Origin of the sequence: Rhizobium sp. Root482, assembly GCF_001426565.1 — a bacterium.
Taxonomy (GTDB): Bacteria; Pseudomonadota; Alphaproteobacteria; order Rhizobiales; family Rhizobiaceae; genus Pararhizobium.
Genome location: NZ_LMFA01000024.1, coordinates 194,005 through 213,453 on the forward strand (window position 1 = coordinate 194,005; position 19,449 = coordinate 213,453).

21 protein-coding genes are annotated in these 19,449 nt (G+C 62.7%); 8 read left to right on the forward strand and 13 right to left on the reverse strand.

The annotated features are described in order from the left end of the window. Positions 1-17: 17 nt before the first annotated feature. Complete coding sequence (locus ASD31_RS21155) at positions 18-650, reverse strand: hypothetical protein (RefSeq protein ID WP_056339143.1); 633 nt, start codon at positions 648-650, stop codon at positions 18-20. Positions 651-840: 190 nt separating this feature from the next. Between ASD31_RS21155 and ASD31_RS21160 the strand changes: the two genes are divergently transcribed. After that, positions 841-1,200, forward strand: a complete 360-nt coding sequence (locus ASD31_RS21160) for a nuclear transport factor 2 family protein (RefSeq protein ID WP_056338777.1) — start codon at positions 841-843, stop codon at positions 1,198-1,200. 1,320 nt (positions 1,201-2,520) lie between these two features. Here ASD31_RS21160 and pheT read toward each other — a convergent pair. From pheT to infC, 5 genes are all read right to left on the reverse strand, one after another. Beyond that, entirely contained in the window at positions 2,521-4,947 is a 2,427-nt protein-coding gene (gene pheT, locus ASD31_RS21165) for a phenylalanine--tRNA ligase subunit beta (protein ID WP_056338778.1), read from the reverse strand. A gap of 83 nt (positions 4,948-5,030) precedes the next feature. After that, entirely contained in the window at positions 5,031-6,116 is a 1,086-nt protein-coding gene (gene pheS, locus ASD31_RS21170; RefSeq protein WP_056338780.1) for a phenylalanine--tRNA ligase subunit alpha, read from the reverse strand. 103 nt (positions 6,117-6,219) lie between these two features. Then, positions 6,220-6,624: a 50S ribosomal protein L20 gene (gene rplT / locus ASD31_RS21175; protein ID WP_056338782.1), complete on the reverse strand. Its 405-nt coding sequence runs from the start codon at positions 6,622-6,624 to the stop codon at positions 6,220-6,222. 38 nt (positions 6,625-6,662) lie between these two features. Further along, complete coding sequence (gene rpmI, locus ASD31_RS21180; RefSeq protein ID WP_018323613.1) at positions 6,663-6,866, reverse strand: 50S ribosomal protein L35; 204 nt, start codon at positions 6,864-6,866, stop codon at positions 6,663-6,665. 244 nt (positions 6,867-7,110) lie between these two features. After that, positions 7,111-7,647, reverse strand: coding sequence for a translation initiation factor IF-3 (gene infC, locus ASD31_RS21185; protein ID WP_082520657.1), 537 nt, complete (start codon positions 7,645-7,647; stop codon positions 7,111-7,113). A gap of 214 nt (positions 7,648-7,861) precedes the next feature. On the opposite strand from infC, the gene ASD31_RS21190 reads away from it, so the two are divergent. Together ASD31_RS21190 and ASD31_RS21195 are read left to right on the forward strand one after the other, a co-directional pair. Next, the gene (locus ASD31_RS21190; RefSeq protein WP_056338786.1) at positions 7,862-8,665 is read left to right on the forward strand and encodes an alpha/beta hydrolase; all 804 of its coding nucleotides are present in this window, start codon (positions 7,862-7,864) and stop codon (positions 8,663-8,665) included. Between the two features lie 215 nt (positions 8,666-8,880). After that, positions 8,881-9,501 (forward strand): transglutaminase-like cysteine peptidase, encoded by a 621-nt coding sequence (locus ASD31_RS21195; RefSeq protein ID WP_056338788.1) that lies wholly within the window; start codon positions 8,881-8,883, stop codon positions 9,499-9,501. A 56-nt stretch (positions 9,502-9,557) separates the two neighbouring features. Here ASD31_RS21195 and mbfA read toward each other — a convergent pair whose 3' ends face one another. Next, entirely contained in the window at positions 9,558-10,538 is a 981-nt protein-coding gene (gene mbfA / locus ASD31_RS21200) for an iron exporter MbfA (RefSeq protein ID WP_056338790.1), read from the reverse strand. Positions 10,539-10,643: 105 nt separating this feature from the next. Between mbfA and ASD31_RS21205 the strand changes: the two genes are divergently transcribed. Next, positions 10,644-11,483: a lipo-like protein gene (locus ASD31_RS21205; protein WP_244483919.1), complete on the forward strand. Its 840-nt coding sequence runs from the start codon at positions 10,644-10,646 to the stop codon at positions 11,481-11,483. A gap of 24 nt (positions 11,484-11,507) precedes the next feature. On the opposite strand, the gene ASD31_RS21210 is transcribed toward ASD31_RS21205, so the two are convergent. Continuing rightward, complete coding sequence (locus ASD31_RS21210; protein ID WP_056338792.1) at positions 11,508-12,746, reverse strand: SAM-dependent methyltransferase; 1,239 nt, start codon at positions 12,744-12,746, stop codon at positions 11,508-11,510. Positions 12,747-12,856: 110 nt separating this feature from the next. Then, positions 12,857-13,756 carry an EamA family transporter gene (locus tag ASD31_RS21215; RefSeq protein ID WP_244483921.1) on the reverse strand — a complete coding sequence of 300 codons (900 nt, stop codon included), beginning with the start codon at positions 13,754-13,756 and terminating at the stop codon, positions 12,857-12,859. Positions 13,757-13,925: 169 nt separating this feature from the next. On the opposite strand from ASD31_RS21215, the gene ASD31_RS21220 reads away from it, so the two are divergent. Beyond that, complete coding sequence (locus tag ASD31_RS21220) at positions 13,926-14,177, forward strand: GlsB/YeaQ/YmgE family stress response membrane protein (RefSeq protein WP_056338795.1); 252 nt, start codon at positions 13,926-13,928, stop codon at positions 14,175-14,177. A 46-nt stretch (positions 14,178-14,223) separates the two neighbouring features. Next, a complete protein-coding gene (locus ASD31_RS21225) occupies positions 14,224-14,553 on the forward strand; it encodes a hypothetical protein (protein WP_056338798.1) in 330 nt (109 codons plus the stop codon). Positions 14,554-14,607: 54 nt separating this feature from the next. On the opposite strand, the gene efp is transcribed toward ASD31_RS21225, so the two are convergent. Further along, entirely contained in the window at positions 14,608-15,177 is a 570-nt protein-coding gene (efp, locus tag ASD31_RS21230; RefSeq protein WP_056338800.1) for an elongation factor P, read from the reverse strand. A 192-nt stretch (positions 15,178-15,369) separates the two neighbouring features. On the opposite strand from efp, the gene epmA reads away from it, so the two are divergent. After that, entirely contained in the window at positions 15,370-16,437 is a 1,068-nt protein-coding gene (epmA, locus tag ASD31_RS21235) for an EF-P lysine aminoacylase EpmA (RefSeq protein ID WP_056338802.1), read from the forward strand. Continuing rightward, positions 16,434-17,492 carry a lysine-2,3-aminomutase-like protein gene (locus ASD31_RS21240; protein ID WP_056338803.1) on the forward strand — a complete coding sequence of 353 codons (1,059 nt, stop codon included), beginning with the start codon at positions 16,434-16,436 and terminating at the stop codon, positions 17,490-17,492. Before epmA ends, ASD31_RS21240 begins: the two co-directional genes overlap by 4 nt. Before the next feature lie 69 nt (positions 17,493-17,561). Here the strand turns inward: ASD31_RS21240 and ASD31_RS21245 are convergent, their stop codons facing one another. The 3 genes from ASD31_RS21245 to ASD31_RS21255 all read right to left on the reverse strand — a co-directional run bounded on the left by ASD31_RS21245 (position 17,562) and on the right by ASD31_RS21255 (position 19,446). Continuing rightward, positions 17,562-18,227: an OmpA family protein gene (locus ASD31_RS21245; protein ID WP_056338805.1), complete on the reverse strand. Its 666-nt coding sequence runs from the start codon at positions 18,225-18,227 to the stop codon at positions 17,562-17,564. Positions 18,228-18,374: 147 nt separating this feature from the next. After that, positions 18,375-18,752 (reverse strand): hypothetical protein, encoded by a 378-nt coding sequence (locus ASD31_RS21250; RefSeq protein ID WP_056338808.1) that lies wholly within the window; start codon positions 18,750-18,752, stop codon positions 18,375-18,377. Between the two features lie 148 nt (positions 18,753-18,900). After that, positions 18,901-19,446, reverse strand: coding sequence for a GNAT family N-acetyltransferase (locus ASD31_RS21255; RefSeq protein ID WP_056338810.1), 546 nt, complete (start codon positions 19,444-19,446; stop codon positions 18,901-18,903). Between the last annotated feature and the right edge of the window lie 3 nt (positions 19,447-19,449).

The following is a 19,449-nucleotide window of genomic DNA, read 5'->3' on the forward strand; positions in this document are numbered from 1 at the left end:
GACGGTCCCGCACGCGTCTAGTCGAGGCTCCAGCCTCGACCGGGAGCCGGAAAGCCCTGGTAATGCTGCGCATGGCTGCCTGCCTGGTTGGCCATGCCCTTTTTTGTCAACAGTCCGGCCGGCGCCACATAGCTGTGGATGCGGCGGACCGGCCGCTCGTGCCACTGGATGTTGAAGGCCCAGTATTTCGGAAAGAAGCACAGCGAGGCATAGGGCAGATGGTCGTGGATCCACCAGGCAAGCGATTGCCAGCCTGGTAGCGAGGCTCGGCGATCCCAGACCGAAGGGATAACGATGCAGGCCGTCGCTCCCATGCAGCCCTCGGCGTCGCGCATGTCCCAGATATGATCGGCGGCCGTCGCGGCGTTGGTCGAGCAATTGAGCCTGTTGCGGTTGCCGAAGGCGTTGACGCTGCGCGAGCGGTAGCCGGAGCGGATATGCAGGCGCCCGAAACTCCGCTGCAGCGGCTCCAGTAAGGTCTCGCAAAGCTGCGTGCCCGCCTCGATCGCAAGCTCCGGATCGTCGGGAATATTCGGCATGCCGTAGAAGCTGGCGATTTCGGAATGCAGGAAGTCGCGCAGGAAGAAATTCTCCGAAAGCCGGGCGCGGCCCATCTCCTCCAGCGATTTCATCGACCCGGGCTTCTTCATGGCGTCCCCCTCTTCCCTGACGGTCATTTACGCATGGCTGATCCCCGTCTTCCACCCGTTTCCATCCGCCGCAACAACAGGGAAGTCGGCGAGGTCGCATCCTGCCGGCAGGGGACGCGTGCCGCCGGCCGGTCTTTGTTCGTCCTTGCCGCCGTGATAGGATCGGCTCGAAGCGGAAGGAGGTCTTAAAATGTCCGACGAGCAGGCAATTGGCGCAGTCGTCCACCTCTATGTCGACGGCATGGCATTCGGCAACGAGGCGGCCTTGAGGAAGGCGTTCCACCCCGATGCCAAGGTCATTGGCCACTTTCAGGGCAAGATGGAGTGGATGTCGCGTGACGATTTCATCGCCGCCGTCCTTTCCGAACCACCCGCCTCTCCGGGGTCCCAGCCGCTGATGGATATCGAGATCACCGATGTCGAGGGCGACGCCGCCTTCGTCAAGGTCGCCGACGAATTCGCCGGCATGCGCTTCACCGACTATCTGTCGCTCCTGAAGACCGACGGCCGCTGGGTGATCGTCAACAAGCTGTTCCATCTGCATCGATAGGCTCTTCTTGGGCGGAGAAGGGATATGCGGCACGCCCCGTTGTTGCCTTTACTCCGTACTTGCCGCCGATCTCCGTCGTCCCCTCGCCCGCCTGCATCTCCCTTCTCCCCAGCGGGGAGAAGGTGCCCGAAGGGCGGATGAGGGGGTGGTGGTGCGGCATTGGTGGAACATTGCTTTCCTTGCCATGTTTCAGGCCTCTTATCCGTCTGGCCACGCGGTGTGATGTGGCTTCGCCCCCCTCATCCGGCCCTGCGGGCCACCCGGGGAGAAGGGAAGTTCGGAGAATGTCGGTACCCTCAACGACCTTTGGCCACGCCCGGAAATCCGTCGTGGGTTTGCTCTGCATTCATTCACTTGGCCGGGGCGCTGGAAAGTGCCGTGACTAAGTAAATTTATATGACGCCTTCCAGCGCCCCGTTCAGTGTTGGTCGATGAACAATTCCGGTCTCTCTGCGGGGGTGGCGGCACCTTTTTCTGGCACAGGGTGACGCTCGCCGTGACCGGATTGCTCCGGTGCCGGTGGCGCCACGAAAGGGATTGCTTGTGGCAAGCCCAGTCGCCGCTCCTCATGTGCGCCTCACAAGCGCGCCCCGCCCTGTTTCAGGCGAGAGGGAAACCATTNGCTCTTCCGATCTAAAGGGATTGCTTGTGGCAAGCCCAGTCGCCGCTCCTCATGTGCGCCTCACAAGCGCGCCCCGCCCTGTTTCAGGCGAGAGGGAAACCATTTTCTGCCCATCCACCGAATGAAGACTTGCGTCCCGCCCCCATCCGGCACCGGCCCCGCCTCACCACCACGCCTGGCAGCGTATCCAATGACGGAACGGGAGTAAGGTGACACAGGTTCATGGGGCGGGGATGAGCGGGGATGAATTTTTGTCGCGGGGGGGTAGTGGGTGGAGGGAGGCTGGCTTCTTCAAAGGCCGCTGCCCTAGGCTGTGAGGGAGCCGTTCATCATCCAACAGGCTTTCCCCATGGCCGCTCCTCTCTCTCCGTCATCCTCGGGCTTGACCCGAGGATCCAGGGCCACGCCCATTAATCCATCGTTCGGGGCGTGGATCCTCGGGTCAAGCCCGAGGATGACCAAGAGGGGGAGTGGTGACCAAGCGGAGAGGTCGAGGGTGATGCCGGAGGACCCGTGTGTGACCAGGGCCGAAGGGGAGGTCGAGGGTGATCACGAACGCGTCCGAGGGTGACCGCGAGGAGGTCGGGCGGATTCGACGGCCAGGATCGGATCGTCACGCCGGCATGGGTGATGCCCGGCGCACCTGCCCGTACGGGTGGAAGGCGCGAGAGGAGCAGGGTGCCCTCCCGCGGCCTGCCTTATGCGCGCAGGACGCCGCCGGTGTTCTTCGTCACATTGGCGATGATCTTGGCCGTGAGGGTTTCGAAATCCTCGTCGGTCAGGGTGCGTTCGGCCGGCTGGATGACGACTTCGATCGCCACCGACTTCTTGCCTTCGCCGAGCGAGGCGCCCTCGAAAATGTCGAAGACGTTGACGCCGGAGACCAGTTTGCGGTCGGCGCTCGAGGCGGCCTTCAGGATGGCGCCGGCTTCGACCGACCTGTCGACCACGAAGGCGAAATCGCGCTTGACGGCCTGGAACGGGGAAAGCTCCAGCGCCGGCTTTGTGCGGGTGGCCTTCTTCTTCGGCTCCGGCATGGCATCGACATAGATTTCGAAGCCGCAGAGTGCGCCGGAGACGTCGAGCGCCTCCAGAACCTTCGGATGGAACTCACCGAAATGACCGAGCACGATCTTCGGGCCGAGCTTGATCGTGCCGGAACGGCCGGGATGATACCAGGAGGGGCCGCCGGCCTCGAACTGGACATTGCCCATCGGCACGCCGCAGGCTTCGAGCACGGCGATGGCATCGGCCTTGGCGTCGAAGACATCGACCGGCTTGCCGCCGCCCCGTGCCGCATTCGACCAGGAGCGGCCGGCGCCTGCAAGCGAGGCCGTGCCACGGCGGATGCCGCCGGCAACGCGACGCTGGCCGGCCGGCGTGTCGTTCTCATAGATGCCGGAGACCTCGAAGATCGCCACGTCGCCAAAGCCCTTGTCGGCATTGCGCTGGGCGGCGGTCAGGAGGCCGGGCAAAAGCGACGGGCGCATGTCGGACATGTCGGCGGCGATCGGGTTTGCCAGAGAAAGGGCCGGTGCGCCGCCGCCGAAAAGCTCGGCCTGCGCCTTCGAGACGAACGACCAGGTGACGGCCTCGAGCATGCCGCGCGCTGCAAGGGCGCGCTTGGCAAGCCGGGTGCGAATCTGGAGCGTGGTCAGGATCTTGCCGTTGACGGCGCCAAGCTTTTCGATCGATTCCGGCTTGATCTTGTCGACGCCATGGATGCGCATGACCTCTTCGACCAGATCCGCCTTGCCATCGACATCCGGCCGCCAGGAGGGGACGGAGACTGAAACACGGTCGCCGTTGCCGGTGACACCAAAGCCGAGCCCTTTAAGAATCGAGACGGCTTCTTCCGCGCCGACCTCAAGGCCGGTCAGGCGCTTGACCTCGGAAACCGGAAAATCGACGATCTTGGCGGTATAGCCGGCATAACCGACGACATCGGTTTTCGCGGCCGTGCCACCGCAGATATCGACGATCAGTTGCGTGGCCTGTTCCAGTCCCGGGATCATATAGTCCGGATCGACGCCGCGCTCGAAGCGGTAGCGTGCATCGGTGATGATGCCGAGGGCCCGGCCGCTTCTGGCAATGTTGATCGGATCCCAGAGCGCCGATTCGATGAGGACGTCCACGGTGTTCTCGTCGCAGCCCGAATGTTCGCCGCCCATGATGCCGCCGATCGATTCGATGCCCTTCTCGTCTGAAATAACGACGTTAGCCGGCGAAAGAGTATACTCGCGGGTATCGAGCGCCAGCACCTTCTCGCCCTCGACGGCGCGACGGACGGTGAGGTTGCCCTTGACCTTGGCGGCGTCGAAGACGTGAAGCGGGCGGCCCTGGTCGAAGGTCATGTAATTGGTGACGTCGACCAGCGCATTGATCGGGCGAAGGCCGATGGCGATGAGCCGCTGCTGCATCCATTTCGGGCTTGGGCCGTTTTTCACGCCGCGCACGAGGCGCAGCGCAAAGCCGGGGCAGAGATGCGCATCAGTGCCGAGATCGAGCTTGACCTTGGTGGTCGTCTCGCCTTCGACGGCAAATGTCGGCTGGGGTGCCGCCTTCAGCGTGCCGAGGCCGGAGGCCGCGAGATCGCGGGCAATGCCGTGGATCGAGGTGCAGTCGGGACGGTTCGGCGTCAGGTTGATCTCGATCATCGGATCGTCGAGGCCGGCATATTCGGCAAAGCTCGTGCCGACCGGCGCGTCTTCAGGCAAGTCGATGATGCCGTCATGATTGTCCGACATGTCGAGTTCTTTTTCCGAGCACATCATGCCATGGCTTTCCACGCCGCGAATGGTGCCGACCGACAGCGTCACGTCGATGCCGGGCACATAGGCGCCGGGTGCCGCGAAGGCGCCGACGAGGCCTGCACGTGCATTCGGCGCACCGCAGACCACCTGCACGGGCGCGCCCTTGCCGGTATCGACCATCAGCACCTTCAGCTTGTCGGCCTGCGGGTGCTTTTCCGCCGAGACGACCTTGGCAATGACGAAGGGCCGGTAGGCTGCCTTGTCGTCGACATGCTCGACCTCGAGCCCGATCGCCGTCAGGCGTTCGCAGATCTGTTCAAGCGTCGCATCCGTTTCCAGATGATCTTTCAGCCAGGAGAGTGTGAATTTCATGATTTCACTCGTGTCCTAAAGTCTTGCGGGTCGGGAATCTTCGCGGTGCGGAAATCCGGACGGGAATGGTTCAATCGACAGTCTTACGTACTCAAACCGCCAAACAATGTGGGCATGTCGAGCGGCCTGAAGCCGTAATGGCTCATCCAGCGCACATCGGCGTCGAAGAAGTTGCGCAGATCCGGCATGCCGTATTTCAGCATGGCGATGCGGTCCAGCCCCATGCCCCAGGCAAACCCCTGGTAGACATCGGGATCGAGGCCGCCGGCGCGCAGCACGTTCGGGTGGACCATGCCGCAGCCGAGGATTTCCATCCAGTCGGTGCCTTCGCCGAACTTGACGATCGGGCCGGACGAGCGGTCGCACTGGATATCCACCTCGAAGGAGGGCTCCGTGAACGGGAAGAAGGACGGGCGAAAACGCATCGTCACGTCGTCCACCTCGAAGAAGGCCTTGCAGAACTCCTCGAGGATCCAGCGCATATGGGCGACGTTCGACTTGGTATCGACGACGAGGCCCTCGACCTGGTGGAACATCGGCGAATGGGTGGCGTCGCTGTCCTGGCGATAGGTCTTGCCGGGAATGATGATGCGGATCGGCGGCTTTTGCGCCTCCATGGTGCGGATTTGCACCGGCGACGTGTGGGTGCGCAAAACCTTGCGCTCGCCGTTTGCGTCCGGATTGAAGAAGAAGGTGTCGTGCATCTCGCGCGCCGGATGACCGTCGGGGAAGTTCAGCGCGGTGAAATTGTAATAATCGGTTTCGATATCCGGGCCTTCGGCGATCGAGAAGCCCATATCGGCAAAGATCGCGGTGATCTCGTCAATGATCTGGCTGATCGGATGGATGCGGCCGCGCTCGGCGGGCGAGGCACGCACCGGCAGCGAGATATCGACCGTTTCGCGCGCCAGCCGTGCGGCGATCGCGGCGTCCTTCAGGTCTGACTTGCGCGCGCTGATCGCGGCAAAGACATCGTTCTTGAGCGCATTGATGGCGGCGCCGCGTGTCTGGCGCTCCTCGGGCGACATGGTGCCGAGCGTCTTCAGAAGCTCGGAGATCGAGCCCTTCTTGCCGAGCGCATTGACGCGGACGGCCTCGATGGCCGCCTCGTCGCCGGCGCCGGTCACTTCGGCCAGCAGGTTCTCTTTCAGTGCTTCCAGATCGGACATCGCAATATTCCCGGTTCAGTGCCGTGATCGGTCAAAGAAAAACCCGCGCCAGCCGTGCCAGCGCGGGTTTCCCAATAATTCAGATAGTTTGGGAAGCGCTGGTTTACTTGACCGCGCTTTCAAATTCGTTGTTGGTGCCCGTGTCCTTGAGATATTCGAGCGCCTTCTTGGCAGCGGCGACGAGCGCGCCGAAGGCTTCCGTCTCATGGATGGCCATGTCGGACAGAACCTTGCGGTCGACTTCGATGCCGGCCTTGGAAAGACCGTCGATGAAGCGGCCATAGGTCAGGCCATGTTCGCGGACGGCGGCATTGATGCGCTGGATCCAGAGGGCGCGGAAATTGCGCTTGTTGACCTTGCGGTCGCGGTAGGCGAACTGCTTGGAACGATCCACCGCGGCCTTGGCGGCGCGGATGGTGTTCTTGCGGCGGCCGTAGAAGCCCTTGGCTGCCTTGAGTGTCTTCTTGTGCTTGGCGTGGGAAGTTACGCCGCGTTTTACACGTGCCATGTCATGATCTCCTTAAAAATCCAAAAGTGCCAGACGTCTCAGAGACCGTTGGGCAGGTAGTTCTTGATGACCTTCTTGCCATCAGGCTCTGCGAGCACCATCGTGCCGCGCGCATCGCGAATGAACTTGTTGGACCGCTTGATCATGCCGTGGCGCTTGCCTGCGGCAGCCGCCATGACCTTGCCGGTGGCGGTGATCTTGAACCGCTTCTTGGCCGAGGACTTCGTCTTCATCTTGGGCATTTTGCTACTCCATTTTTCTTGATTTCGAGATCGACTGACGAGGTCGTCTCCAGCGTAAAGAACGGCCACGGCATGCCCTGCCGGACCGTTCGGACGGGGGCTTGTAACCGAAGCATGGGAAAAGTGCAATGGCCTCAAGTGAGGCCGCGCCGATATTTCCGCGCGCGCCATGCATCCGGCTGGTCCCAGGCGCGAAAAAGCCGCCAAGCGGCGGCTTCATCGGCGGACTGGTGGATGCGGACGCCTATCTCGGCGCCAGCACCATCATCATCTGGCGGCCTTCGAGCTTGGGCTCGGCTTCGACCTTGGCGATCGCCACGGTGTCTTCCTTGACCTGGAGCAGGAGCTTCATGCCCAGTTCCTGGTGCGCCATTTCGCGGCCGCGGAATTTCAGGGTCACCTTGACCTTGTCGCCCTCTTCGAAGAAGCGGTTCATCGCCCGCATCTTCACGTCATAATCATGCGTGTCGATATTGGGACGCATCTTGATCTCCTTGATCTCGATGATCTTCTGCTTCTTGCGAGCTTCCGCCGCCTTCTTCTGGGTGGAGTATTTCAATTTGCCCAGGTCAAGAATCTTGCACACCGGCGGTTCCGCGTTCGGCGAGATTTCCACCAGGTCGAGACCCAGTTCCTCGGCCATGCGAAGCGCGTCTTCCGTGGGAATGCTGCCGTGGTTGGTACCCTCGGCGTCGATGAGCTGAACCCGGAGCGACCGGATTTCCTTGTTAGAGCGGGGCCCGTCTTTAACAGGGGCGTCCGTTTTGAACGGTCTGCGAATGGTCGTACTCTCCTCGAGCTGTTAAAAACATTGTCGAATGATGGCGCAATGTCCCGGCTGGATGCCGCGCAATTGCCGCCTGTCTTGATGTCTGAATTGCTGCGGAAAAGTCAATAACACAGGTCTTGGCGAAAATCACCACCTGTCGAGTGGCCGGAGAATCTGTTTTAGGAAGAAAAACAGCCGCAAGCGCTCAAAAGAGGAAAAAGCCCCGATGTCATTGCCCGTTTCCGATGCCGATCCCGATTATCTCGTCGTCGGCGAAGGCGCCGATTCGCGCCGCATCGCGCTGCGCCTGCTACCGTCGGCAGTGGGCAACGGCTTGCCGGCTCTCGTCTGGCTCGGCGGCTACCGCTCGGACATGGCCGGCACCAAGGCGGTGGAACTGGAGCGCCATGCCGCAAAAACGGGTGCTGCCTGCGTCCGCTTCGACTATTCAGGCCATGGCCTGTCGGGTGGGGAATTCAGGGACGGGACCATTTCCCGCTGGCTGGAGGAAAGCCTTGCCGTCGTCGATCACGTCAGGCCGGAGCGCATGGTGCTCGTAGGCTCGTCCATGGGCGGCTGGGTGGCGCTGAGGCTGATCGAGGAATTGCGCGCCCGCGGCGAGGGCGCCCGGATCGCCGGCCTGGTATTGATCGCTCCGGCCCCCGATTTCACTAGCGAACTGATCGAGCCCAACCTCACCGATGCCGAGCGGGCCTCGCTTTCCGAGCGCGGCTATTTCGAGGAGCCGACGCCCTATGGCCCCGATCCGAACATCTATACAGCGGCACTGATCGAGGATGGCCGGGAAAACCGCGTTCTCGAGGGCATCATCGAGACCGGCTGCCCGGTCCATATCCTGCAGGGAATGTGCGATCCCGACGTTCCCCACGGCCACGCCTTGCGACTGATGGAGCATCTTTCCTGCGATGACGTGGTGATGACACTGATCCGCGACGGCGATCACCGGCTGTCGCGGCCGGAGGATATCGGGCGGATTCTGGCGGCCGTGGAGGGCGTTTCGCGGGGCTGAGACGGGGCGGGCAAATCACTTTCCCGCGCATCTTAACCATAAGCCGCAATCCCTAATTCTGCAGATTGACTTCGTTTCGGACGCGCTGTTAACTCTTTGTTAAGGATTAGAGCAGCGCGCGACGGGGATATACCGCGAAGCTGACGACAGGCTTCAGATTTTCGCGGGGATTCTTCGGGACTGTTTTTGAAGAAGACCGCGCCAAGGGGACATGTATGGCGCAGTTGACTGGGGTTAGACGGGCGGTCGTGGCACTTGCGGCTGTTTTCGCATCGGCGAGCGCGGCCGTTCCGGCGCCGAATGCCACCACGCTGTCGATGCAGACGGGAGCCATCACCTCCCAGCCGATCGGCCATTACGAATTCTGCCAGAAGCATCGCTCCGAATGCGAGATCAAGTCGCGCTCGTCCACGCCGCCGCGCGTCACCGATCACGGCTGGGCCGTCATCCGTGAGATCAATACGGCCGTCAACCGCGAAATCACCCCGATGACCGACATGGACCTGTTCGGCAAGGAAGAGGTCTGGACCTATCCGGACACGGCCGGCGATTGCGAGGATATCGCGCTCGTCAAGCGCCAACGCCTGATGCAGAAGGGCTTTTCGCCCTCCGACCTGTTGATCACCGTGGTCCGCAAGGCCGATGGCGAAGGCCATGCGGTGCTCACCGTGCGCACTGCCCAGGGCGATTTCATCCTCGACAATCTCGACGGCGACGTAAAGCTCTGGACCAGGACGCCCTATCGCTTTCTCAAGCGCCAGGCTTCCTTCAACACCGGCCGCTGGGTCACCATCGAAAACGGCGCGGAAGTGCTGGTCGGCTCCGTCGGCAACTGATCGCCAGGAATTTTGGCAGGTTAAAAACGGGCGCCCGGATGGCGCCCTTTTTGGTTTCAAGCATTGCCGATCAGGACGCCCGCCGCCAGCACGAGGCCGCCGCCGAGCACTACCTGGAAGGCGGCGCGCAGGAATGGTGTTTCCATATATTTGTTCTGGATGAAGGCAATCGCCCAGAGTTCGAAGAAGACGATGATGATGGCGGTCACCGTCGCGGTCCAGAAATTCGGAATGAGATAGGGCAGGGCGTGGCCGAGCCCGCCCAGCGTTGTCATAATGCCGCAGGCAAGGCCGCGCTTGATGGGAGAGCCGCGGCCGGACAGCTTGCCGTCGTCATGCGCAGCCTCGGTGAAGCCCATGGAAATGCCGGCGCCGACCGAGGCGGAAAGCCCCACCAGGAAGGTTTGCCAGGTATCCTGCGTCGCAAAGGCGGCGGCGAAGATCGGCGCCAGCGTCGAGACCGAGCCGTCCATCAGTCCGGCCAGTCCCGGCTGCACATAGGTCAGGAGGAACTGGCGATGTGCCGCCTCGTCCTCCACCTTGCGGGCACCGGCCGGCAGGTGTCTGTCCATGAGCATGCGGGCGATATCCTCGTGGCCCTGTTCGGCCAGCGCCAGGTCCCCCAGCAATTGCCGGGTGGCGGCATCCGACATGTTCCTCGCCGCCTCGACGTAGAATTGGTAGGCCTGCTGCTCCATGGCTTCCGCTTCGCCGCGCACGGCATCGAGCGACAGGTTGCGGCGCAGCCAGTCGGGCCGGCGCTGAAGGAAGCCGCTGACATGCTCGCGGCGGATCAGCGGGATGGTTTCACCGAAGCGGCGCCGATGCATGTCGATGAGCATGGTCCGGTGGGTGTTTTCGACCTCGGCCATATCCTCGAAAACCCGGGCCGTGTCCGGATAGGTCTCCTTCAGCGCCTGCGCGTAGGCGAGATAGATGCGGGCGTCGTCCTCTTCGGAGGAAATGACAAGCGCCAGGACCTCCTGCTCGGAAAGTGAGGCCATGGAGCGCTTGCGGGAAAACAGGCGTGAAAACATGATGAAACGGACCTAGTTTAGAATTGTTCTAAATTTAGGCGCGTTCACCGGAAGATCAAGCGGAAAAGACGAGCGGACTCGACAGGGCGGCAAAGAAATTCCTAGATGGTGGTCACGTCGACCAATTCGAAGGCCCGCATGAACCCGCTTCTGTCCAGCAAGGATACGTTTCTCGACCGCATCGGCGTAACGCTGGCCGGAAAGCTGACCGCAAAAACGTCCGGATACGAGCCCTATACGCCGTCCGATCCCGAAACTCTGGCGCGGTCATTGCGGCCCGGCGATATCCTGCTGATCGAGGGCAACAGCCGTGTCTCGGCCGCCATCAAATACCTAACCCAGTCCACCTGGTCGCATGCCGCCTTCTTTGCCGGCGACCAGATTCCGCTGACGCTCGACCAGGCGACACGGGCGGTCATCGACCGGCCGCAACTGATCGAGGTCAATCTGGGCGAGGGCTGCGTTGCCGTGCCGCTGAGCAAATATGCGACCTACAATACCCGCATCTGCCGGCCGGTGGGGCTTACTCCGGAGGACCGCCTGACGGTCCTGTCCTTCATGATTTCGAGGCTCGGACTGAAATACGACATGAAGAACATTCTCGACATGCTGCGCTATTTTCTACCGACGCCGCCGGTTCCGGTGCGCTGGCGCCGCCGCATGCTGGCCTTCGGTTCAGGCGATCCGACCCGCGCCATCTGCTCGACGCTGATCGCCCAGGCCTTCGAGCAGATCCGCTATCCGATCCTGCCGGAGGTGACCCGCGCGCCGGGGCGGGCAGCGGCGGTTTCTTCCTATTCGCGCGCCGAAATCCTGCATATCCGCCATTATTCGCTGTTCACGCCGCGTGATTTCGATCTCTCGCCCTATTTCGCCGTCGTCAAGCCGACGCTCGAATACGGCTTCGACTACAAGCGGCTGCAATGGCAGGGGCAGGATGGATGATGCCAGGGCTCGGGAGATCGGGGCTCAGGAGATATTGAGCGTCTGCTCGCGGATCATATAGGCCTTCTGCCGGTCGGTGATGTAGTCGCGCACGATCGGGGCTGCGTCGCGCGAGCGCGACAACTGCATATGGAAGACCATCTGGCTGCCGGTGCGGAACATCATTTCGCAGCTGATCAGGTAGAATTCCCACATCCGGGCAAAGCGTTCGTCATACATCTCGACGATCGTGTCGCGATTCTTCTCGAAGCGCTCGATCCAGTGCCTGAGCGTCGTGGCATAGTGGACGCGCAGGAATTCCAGATCGCTGACCCACAGGCTGTTGCGCTCCACCACCTCGAAAACCTCCGAAAGTGCGGGCGAATAGGCGCCGGGGAAGATATATTTGCGCAGCCAGGCGCTGGCCATGCCCGGCGGGCTCATATGGCCGATCGAGTGCAGCACGGCAATGCCGTCGTCGTTCATCAGGGCGTTCAGCTTCCCGAAGAACTCGTCATAATGGCTGACGCCGACATGCTCGAACATGCCGACGGAAACCACGCGGTCGAATGTTTCGCCGACCTCGCGGTAATCGGTGAGTTCAAAGCGCACCCGGCCCTCGAGCCCTGCATCGCGGGCGCGCTGCGTCGCCAGTGCCTGCTGTTCGCGCGACAGCGTCACGCCGAGCACTTCGACATCCTCCAGCCGCGCGAGATAGAGCGCCAGATCCCCCCAGCCGCAGCCGATATCGAGCACCTTCATGCCCGGCCGCAGGCAGAGCTTGGCCGCCAGCAGCCGCAGCTTGTTGCGCTGCGCCTGCTCCAGCGTTTCCTCGGGATCGCGGAAATAGGCGCAGGAATAGAGCATGTTCTCGTCGAGGAACAATTTGTAGAAATCATTGCCGAGATCATAGTGATGGGCAACGTTGCGCTGGGCCTCGCCCTTCGCATTCGATTGCTGGCGCTTGCGAAAGAGCATCTTGACGGCGCGCAGCATCTTCTGGACCGGATAGGCGCCTAGCGACAGCCGATTGATCGAGAACAGGGTGAGGAAATCCTTGAGCGTCGAGCCTTCCTCGAAGCGAAGCGTGCCATCCATATAGGCCTCGCCGGCGGCAAGCTCGGAATTGAAGACGAGGCTGCGGTAGAGCTTCGGATCGGTGAGCCGCATGGTCACCTCCGGGCCGGGTTCGCCCGAAAAGACGTGGTGTTTGCCTTCAGCGTCGATGACCGTCAGGCGGCCCTTGCGGATGAAGGCCTTCATCATATGCGACAGTGGAAACATGCACACCTCGACAGGATAAAGCGATGCTCGCGCACGCCACTTTATCACCGCCTTTTGAAAATGCGCGGCATTCTTTCGTAATTCGGCCTTTGAAATTCAGGCTTGGAAAATCAGCGGCCGGTCGCCGTCGCGCCGGCGCTTGCCATGACGACGAGCGCGGTGCCGCCGACCTGCAGGGCGGTCATCGGTTGGCTGAGCACGAGAAAGCCGGCGACGGCGCCAAGCGCCGGCTCGAGGCTCATGAGAATGCCGAAGGAGGAGGTTTTCATGCGCCGCAGCGCGATCATTTCCAGCGCATAGGGGATCAGCGGCACGAGAAGGGCAAGGCCGGCAACGACGACGATAGCCTGCGCGTCGATCCGCGGCAGATCAAGGAGTCCGAAGGGCGTGGCGACCAGGGCCGCGACGATCAGCGACATGGAAAGGCCTTGCAGGCCCTCGAAGGCGGCGCCGGCCTTCTTCATGAGGATGATATAGAGGCCCCAGCCGGTGGCAGCGCCGAAGGCAAAGAGAATGCCGATGGGATCGCCGATCCAGCCATCGCCGTCATGGGCAAGCAGCAGTACGCCGGCGCCGGCGATCAGCGGCCAGACGAGCCGCCAGCCGAGGCCGAAGGCGAAGGTGGCGACCGCCAGCGGCCCGAGAAAATCGATGGCGACGGCAAGGCCGAGCGGAATGCGCTCGATGGCGGCGAAGAAACACAGGGTCATGCCGGCCATCGAGGCGCCGAGCAGGCCGGCCGTCTGCCACTGCGCCCGCGAATAGCTGCGGAGCGGCGGACGCACGATCGCGGCCAGCAGAACCGCTGCCCAGACCAGCCGCAGCCAGGTGGTGCCGGCCGGGCCGTAGGCTGCGATCGCCGGGGCGGAGAAGGCCGAGCCGAACTGCACGCTCGACATCGACAACAGGCACATCAGCCCGCCGGAGAGGGCCGCGGTCGAGTCTGGCCCAAGCGGGGACGGGGGAGACGGAACCGCGCCCTCGGCCTGTGTGACTGCCTGCTGATCCAAGTCCTGTCCTCCGACGAAATGCCGTGCTGCCAAGCGCTGTAGCGGAAGCGGCATCCCCGGACAAAATCATATTTATGGGGGTGCACATAAGTAAATCTGATGGCGGGAACAAAATGGCCGGTAAACCGTTATCGCCAAGCATTATCATCGTTCAGGAGAGGGAAATCAGATGGACGTAAATGGCGTGGGTTGGATCGCGGCAATCATCATCGGCGGCTTTGCCGGCTGGCTTGCCGAACAGTTCATGAAGTCCAATATGGGCATGCTGATGAACATCATTCTCGGCATTATCGGCGCAATCGTGCTCAATGCCATCCTTGCCTTCGCCGGCATGGCTTTCACCGGCTGGATCGCCTATCTGATCATCGGCTTCATCGGCGCCTGCATCCTGATCGCGATCGGGCGTGCCGTGCGGCGCTAAAGCGCGGAACACTTTGCGCGACATGCTTTAGCGGCAGGAGAAAACCATGTTGACATTCGCGGCCGAAGGCAATGGCCAGGGCAAGCTGGAGATCAACGGCCATTCGCAGCCGGTGACCTATGAACTGGTGGTGGCGCGCGAGGAAGACGACAGCCGTCAGGTCCGCATCCGCCTCAATGCCCCGCGCGACTGGCTGTTGAAGCAGGGTTTTGACGGCGAGGCCGTGCTGGTGCGCAACAACGGCTCGCGCATCGCGGTCCGCCGCGAAGGCGGGCTCGATGTGGATGACGCTATTTCAGTGACGCTCGAAGGGTGCGACGACAGCCGCATCGGCGCCGACGATCTGGCGGATGCCTATCCGGAGCTGAAACACTGAATTGAAAATTCGAAAGCGGGCGCGGCAAGGCTGCGCCCGTTTCACGTTCCGGGATCAGTCCTTGGCGCGCTCGACATAGGAGGCGTCTTCGGTGAGGATGACGACGCGCGTGCCGACGCCGATATGCGGCGGCACCATGGTGCGCACGCCATTCGACAGGATCGCCGGCTTGTAGGACGAGGAGGCCGTCTGTCCCTTGACGACCGGTTCCGTCTCGACGATTTCGAGCGTCATGCGGGTCGGCAGCTCCATTGCAAGTGCCAGGCCTTCGAACATTTTCAGCTGAACGACCATGCCTTCCTGCAGATAGGCCTTGTCATCGCCGATCACATCCGGCGAGACCGCCACCTGGTCATAGCTGACCGGGTTCATGAAATGGAAGCCTTCGCCGTCCTCGTAGAGGAAGGTATGATCGCTGTCCTCGACGAAGGCGCGCTCGACCTGTTCGGTCGTGCGCCAGCGCTCGGAAACCTTTACCCCGTCGGAAATGCGGCGCATGTCCACCTGGGTCACCGGAGTGCCCTTGCCGGGGTGAAAATTCTGCGCGGTGAGAACGGCGTAGAGCTTGCCGTCCACTTCGAGAACATTGCCCTTGCGGACCGAGGAGGCGATTACCTTGACCATAAGTCTTCCTTGTAACTGAATTGGATGCGTCGTAGAGGAGCGCACGAAACAATGCGCGTCAAAGACGCCTAAATGTGTTTTCGGGCCGCACCTATCCTATATTCGGGCAAATTGCCAGTGTGACGTCAACCGGGGCTCGAAGAAACCGCGATGCGCGCCGGCCATTGCCGACACTCTGGACACAGGACCCTCATGCCCGCTGCCTCTCCCTGGTGGACACCCGATATCCATGCCGACCGCCGCGGCTTTCTCATCGCCCGCAACCGCATCCAGGCCGGCCTGCGCGCTTTCCTTGGCGCGCGCGATTTTATCGAGGTGGATACGGCAACGCTCCAGGTCTCGCCGGGCAACGAGGCGCATTTGCATGCCTTCGCCACGCAGGCCATCCACCACGACGGCAGCCGGGTGCCTCTCTATCTCCATACCTCGCCGGAATTCGCCTGCAAGAAACTGCTCGCCGCCGGCGAAGAGCGCATCGCCTGTTTTGCCCATGTCTATCGCAACCGCGAGCGCGGGCCGCTGCATCATCCGGAATTCACCATGCTCGAATGGTATCGCGCCGGCGAGACTTATGAGGCGCTGATGGCCGATTGCGCCGACATGCTGCGCCTTGCAGCGGAGATCGCCGGCACGCGGCAACTGACCCATCGCGACCGCAGCGCCGATCCTTTCCTCGAAGCTGAACGCCTGACCGTGGTCGAGGCCTTCGAGCGTTTTGCCGGCATCGATCTCTTCGCCTCCATCGACGCCGACGGCCGGACCGATCGCGACCGGCTGGCCGCGGATGTGAGCCGGGCGGGCATGCGGGTGGCGGGCGACGATGTCTGGGCCGACCTCTTCAGCCGGGTGATCGTCGAGAAGGTGGAGCCTAATCTCGGCCTTGGCCGCCCGACCATCCTCTACGAATATCCGGTGGCGGAGGCAGCCCTTGCCCGGCCGACACCCCATGACCGGCGCGTTGCCGAACGCTTCGAGCTTTACGCCTGCGGCGTCGAGCTTGCCAATGCCTTCGGAGAACTCACCGATGCCGGTGAGCAACGCCGCCGCTTCGAGATGGAAATGGCCGAGAAACTGCGCGTCTATGGCGAGACCTATCCGCTCGACGAGGATTTCCTCTTAGCCCTTGCGATCATGCCGCAGGCAAGCGGCAGCGCGCTCGGCTTCGACCGGCTGGTGATGCTGGCAACCGGCGCGACGCGTATCGACCAGGTGATCTGGGCACCGGTGGCGGAAACCGACAGGCGGGAAGACCGGCCGTGAGCGGAAGTTCGTTCCTGAAGAGCGTTGACGATCTCAAGCGGGCGGGGCTGGTCGCCGGCGATCGCGCGACGGCGCTTGCCGATGTCGCCGCCCGCTATGCGATCGCCATCACGCCGGCCATGGACGCGCTGATCGATCGGAGCGATCCGAACGATCCGATCTCCCGCCAGTTCGTGCCCGATGCCGCCGAACTCATGCGCCTGCCGGAAGAACGTGAAGACCCGATCGGCGACGCCGCCCATAGCCCGGTCGAGGGCGTGGTCCATCGCTATCCGGACCGGGTGCTGTTGAAGGCGGTGCATGTCTGTCCGGTCTATTGCCGCTTCTGCTTCCGTCGCGAAATGGTCGGGCCGCAAGGGCTCGGCACGCTTTCACCGCGGGCGATGGACGAGGCCTTCGCCTATATTGCCGGCCATCCGGAAATATGGGAGGTCATTCTCACCGGCGGCGATCCGCTGGTCCTGTCGCCGCGCCGGCTGGCGGCGCTGATGGAGCGGCTTTCGGCCATCGACCATGTGAAGGTGGTCCGCTTCCATACCCGGGTGCCCGTGGTCGAGCCCGAACGGGTGGACGGGGCGCTGATCGCGGCACTAAAGGCGAGCGGCAAGGCGACCTATCTGGCGCTCCATGCCAATCATCCGCGCGAACTGACGCCGGACGCGGGGGCCGCCTGCGCCCGGCTGGTCGATTCCGGCATCGTCATGGTCAGCCAGTCCGTGCTCCTGAAGGGCGTCAACGACGATCCGGACATCCTGGCGGCGCTGATGCGTGCCTTCGTCGAAAACCGGATCAAGCCATATTACCTGCATCATCCCGATCTTGCGCCCGGCACCAGCCATTTCCGCCTGACGATCGAGGAGGGGCAGGCGCTTGTCGCCTCGTTGCGCGGCCGCGTTTCCGGCCTCTGCCAGCCCACCTATATCCTCGATATTCCCGGCGGCCACGGCAAGGCAGTGATCAGCGCATCGGATATCGAAAACCAGGGCGGTGGCTGTCACACGGTGCAGGATTTTCGTGGCGGGCGGCACAGCTATCCCCCGCAAGCCGGGGAATAAAGACCTATCATTGGCACGAAAAAGCCGGCCGCTGCAAAACGGCCGGCCTTACAAAATCCGTGTCGCGGATCAGCCTTCCTTGATCGGCGCGATCGAGATCTCGACGCGGCGGTTCTGCGCCCGTCCGGCCTCGGTGCTGTTGGAGGCGACCGGGCGCTCCGCGCCATGGCCCATGGCCGACATGCGGCGCTGGTCGACGCCGCGCGATCCGAGATAATTGGCAACCGATGCGGCGCGGCGCTCGGAAAGGCCCTGGTTATGGCTGGCGCTGCCGGTCGAATCCGTATGTCCATCGACATCGACCAGCGTCTTGTTGAACTTGCGCAGCACGATGGCGACCGAATCCAGCGTCGAGTAGAAGCCCGGGATCACCTGGTCCTGGTCGGTCGCGAAGGTGACGTTGGACGGCATGTTGAGGATGATGCGGTCGCCGGCGCGGGTGACCGAAACGCCGGTGCCCTGCAACTGGGCGCGCAGTTCGGATTCCTGGCTGTCCATGTAATTGCCGATCAGCCCGCCGCCAAGCGCGCCGATGCCGGCGCCGACAAGCGCTGCATCGCGACGTCCGGCAGAACTTCCGCCGACGAGAAGACCGGTTGCGGCGCCAAGACCGGCACCGATCAGCGCGCCGCCGGCGGTGTTCGACATCTTCTGCTCGCCCGTATAGGGGTCGGTGGTGGTGCAGCCGGAAAGATAGACGACGGCCACAGCCGCGACGGCGAATTTCCTGATCATGGAATCATATCCCCAATAGTGTTCCTTCGCTTCATACTACCGATTGCGGCAGGAAGATGAAGAGCGGGGGGCGCATTATCGGGCAGGCGCGAAAATCCGTACCGCCGTGAGCGGGGAGCAGCGGGGTCGCCGCTCCCCGACCTATGCCTATTCGGTCAGGTCGATTTCCTCGGTGTTGCCGCCTTCGCAGGTATAGCAGCAATCGCTGCAGGTCTCGGCATTTTCCGGCCCGGTGCCCCAATAGGTCGTCTGGTCGCCGGAAACCCAGGCGCCGTAGCAGATCTTCTCGCCTTCATCGCAGGAGAGCGGGATCTGCTTGGTTTCGCCGTCGTCCAGCAGGTAGACCTGGTTGTTGCCGGGCCAGACATGGTCGCGGTCCTGGCTGTAGAGCTCGACCTCGACGGCGTTCGGATGGCTGTTCTTCAACTGGAAGGTCACATCGGCAGCCGATGCGGCCGAGCCGGAGCCAAGAGCAAGAAACATGGAAAGGGCGGCGAGAGCCGCGCGCTGGCGAATGATTTTCATGGGTTCCCCTTAAGAAATAATGGCTTGCGCCGGATGCCAGCTAACACAATGCCGGCCGTTCCGAAACGGGCCAACCCGCCTATTTCACCCTGCCGATCCGGCCATTTTTGGTGACGAGACAGGGTGGGCCTGCATGCCTGTTCCGCGCCTATGCGGGCCAAATCTCGATGGGCTGGAGCGCCTTGTAGAAAAAGGTCGATCCGCAATAGCGTCCATCCGGCATCAGCGCATAGTGCGGAATGACGCCGACGCGCTGCCAGCCGAGTTTTTCGTAGATCATTTCCGCCGGGCTTCCGGTGGCCGTATCGAGAACGAGAATATGCCGGCCATGCGCCGCTGCCGCCTTTTCGGCTGCGTCCATCAGCAGGCGGGAAAGTCCGAGGCCTCGTGCGCGGCGATGGACGAGCAGCTTCTTCAGGTCGGCACGGTGCGGCTGGTTTGGCAAGGTGCCGATGCCGAGCTGGACCGTGCCGAGGATCGCGCCGTTCTTCTCGGCCACCAGCAGCACGGTTTCGCCATTGCCGACGGCGCGGGCAACGCCCTCCCAATAGGGCATCGCATCCTGGGGACGATAGGGCGACAGGAAGCCGACCGAAGCGCCGCCCTCGACGCAGTCGGCGAGGATGTCGGCAAGTGCCGGCAGGGCGGCTGTGGCCTGCGCCGGGGTGAGGAGGCGGATCGAGACGTCGCTCATGGA

Bases quoted from the DNA above. Each gene is read 5' to 3' on its own strand.
- ASD31_RS21155 (WP_056339143.1), bottom strand. From the start codon at position 650: ATGAAGAAGCCCGGGTCGATGAAATCGCTGGAGGAGATGGGCCGCGCC.
- ASD31_RS21160 (WP_056338777.1), top strand. From the start codon at position 841: ATGTCCGACGAGCAGGCAATTGGCGCAGTCGTCCACCTCTATGTCGAC.
- pheT (WP_056338778.1), bottom strand. From the start codon at position 4,947: ATGAAATTCACACTCTCCTGGCTGAAAGATCATCTGGAAACGGATGCG.
- pheS (WP_056338780.1), bottom strand. From the start codon at position 6,116: ATGTCCGATCTGGAAGCACTGAAAGAGAACCTGCTGGCCGAAGTGACC.
- rplT (WP_056338782.1), bottom strand. From the start codon at position 6,624: ATGGCACGTGTAAAACGCGGCGTAACTTCCCACGCCAAGCACAAGAAG.
- rpmI (WP_018323613.1), bottom strand. From the start codon at position 6,866: ATGCCCAAGATGAAGACGAAGTCCTCGGCCAAGAAGCGGTTCAAGATC.
- ASD31_RS21190 (WP_056338786.1), top strand. From the start codon at position 7,862: ATGTCATTGCCCGTTTCCGATGCCGATCCCGATTATCTCGTCGTCGGC.
- ASD31_RS21195 (WP_056338788.1), top strand. From the start codon at position 8,881: ATGGCGCAGTTGACTGGGGTTAGACGGGCGGTCGTGGCACTTGCGGCT.
- mbfA (WP_056338790.1), bottom strand. From the start codon at position 10,538: ATGTTTTCACGCCTGTTTTCCCGCAAGCGCTCCATGGCCTCACTTTCC.
- ASD31_RS21205 (WP_244483919.1), top strand. From the start codon at position 10,644: ATGGTGGTCACGTCGACCAATTCGAAGGCCCGCATGAACCCGCTTCTG.
- ASD31_RS21210 (WP_056338792.1), bottom strand. From the start codon at position 12,746: ATGTTTCCACTGTCGCATATGATGAAGGCCTTCATCCGCAAGGGCCGC.
- ASD31_RS21220 (WP_056338795.1), top strand. From the start codon at position 13,926: ATGGACGTAAATGGCGTGGGTTGGATCGCGGCAATCATCATCGGCGGC.
- ASD31_RS21225 (WP_056338798.1), top strand. From the start codon at position 14,224: ATGTTGACATTCGCGGCCGAAGGCAATGGCCAGGGCAAGCTGGAGATC.
- efp (WP_056338800.1), bottom strand. From the start codon at position 15,177: ATGGTCAAGGTAATCGCCTCCTCGGTCCGCAAGGGCAATGTTCTCGAA.
- epmA (WP_056338802.1), top strand. From the start codon at position 15,370: ATGCCCGCTGCCTCTCCCTGGTGGACACCCGATATCCATGCCGACCGC.
- ASD31_RS21245 (WP_056338805.1), bottom strand. From the start codon at position 18,227: ATGATCAGGAAATTCGCCGTCGCGGCTGTGGCCGTCGTCTATCTTTCC.
- ASD31_RS21250 (WP_056338808.1), bottom strand. From the start codon at position 18,752: ATGAAAATCATTCGCCAGCGCGCGGCTCTCGCCGCCCTTTCCATGTTT.
- ASD31_RS21255 (WP_056338810.1), bottom strand. From the start codon at position 19,446: ATGAGCGACGTCTCGATCCGCCTCCTCACCCCGGCGCAGGCCACAGCC.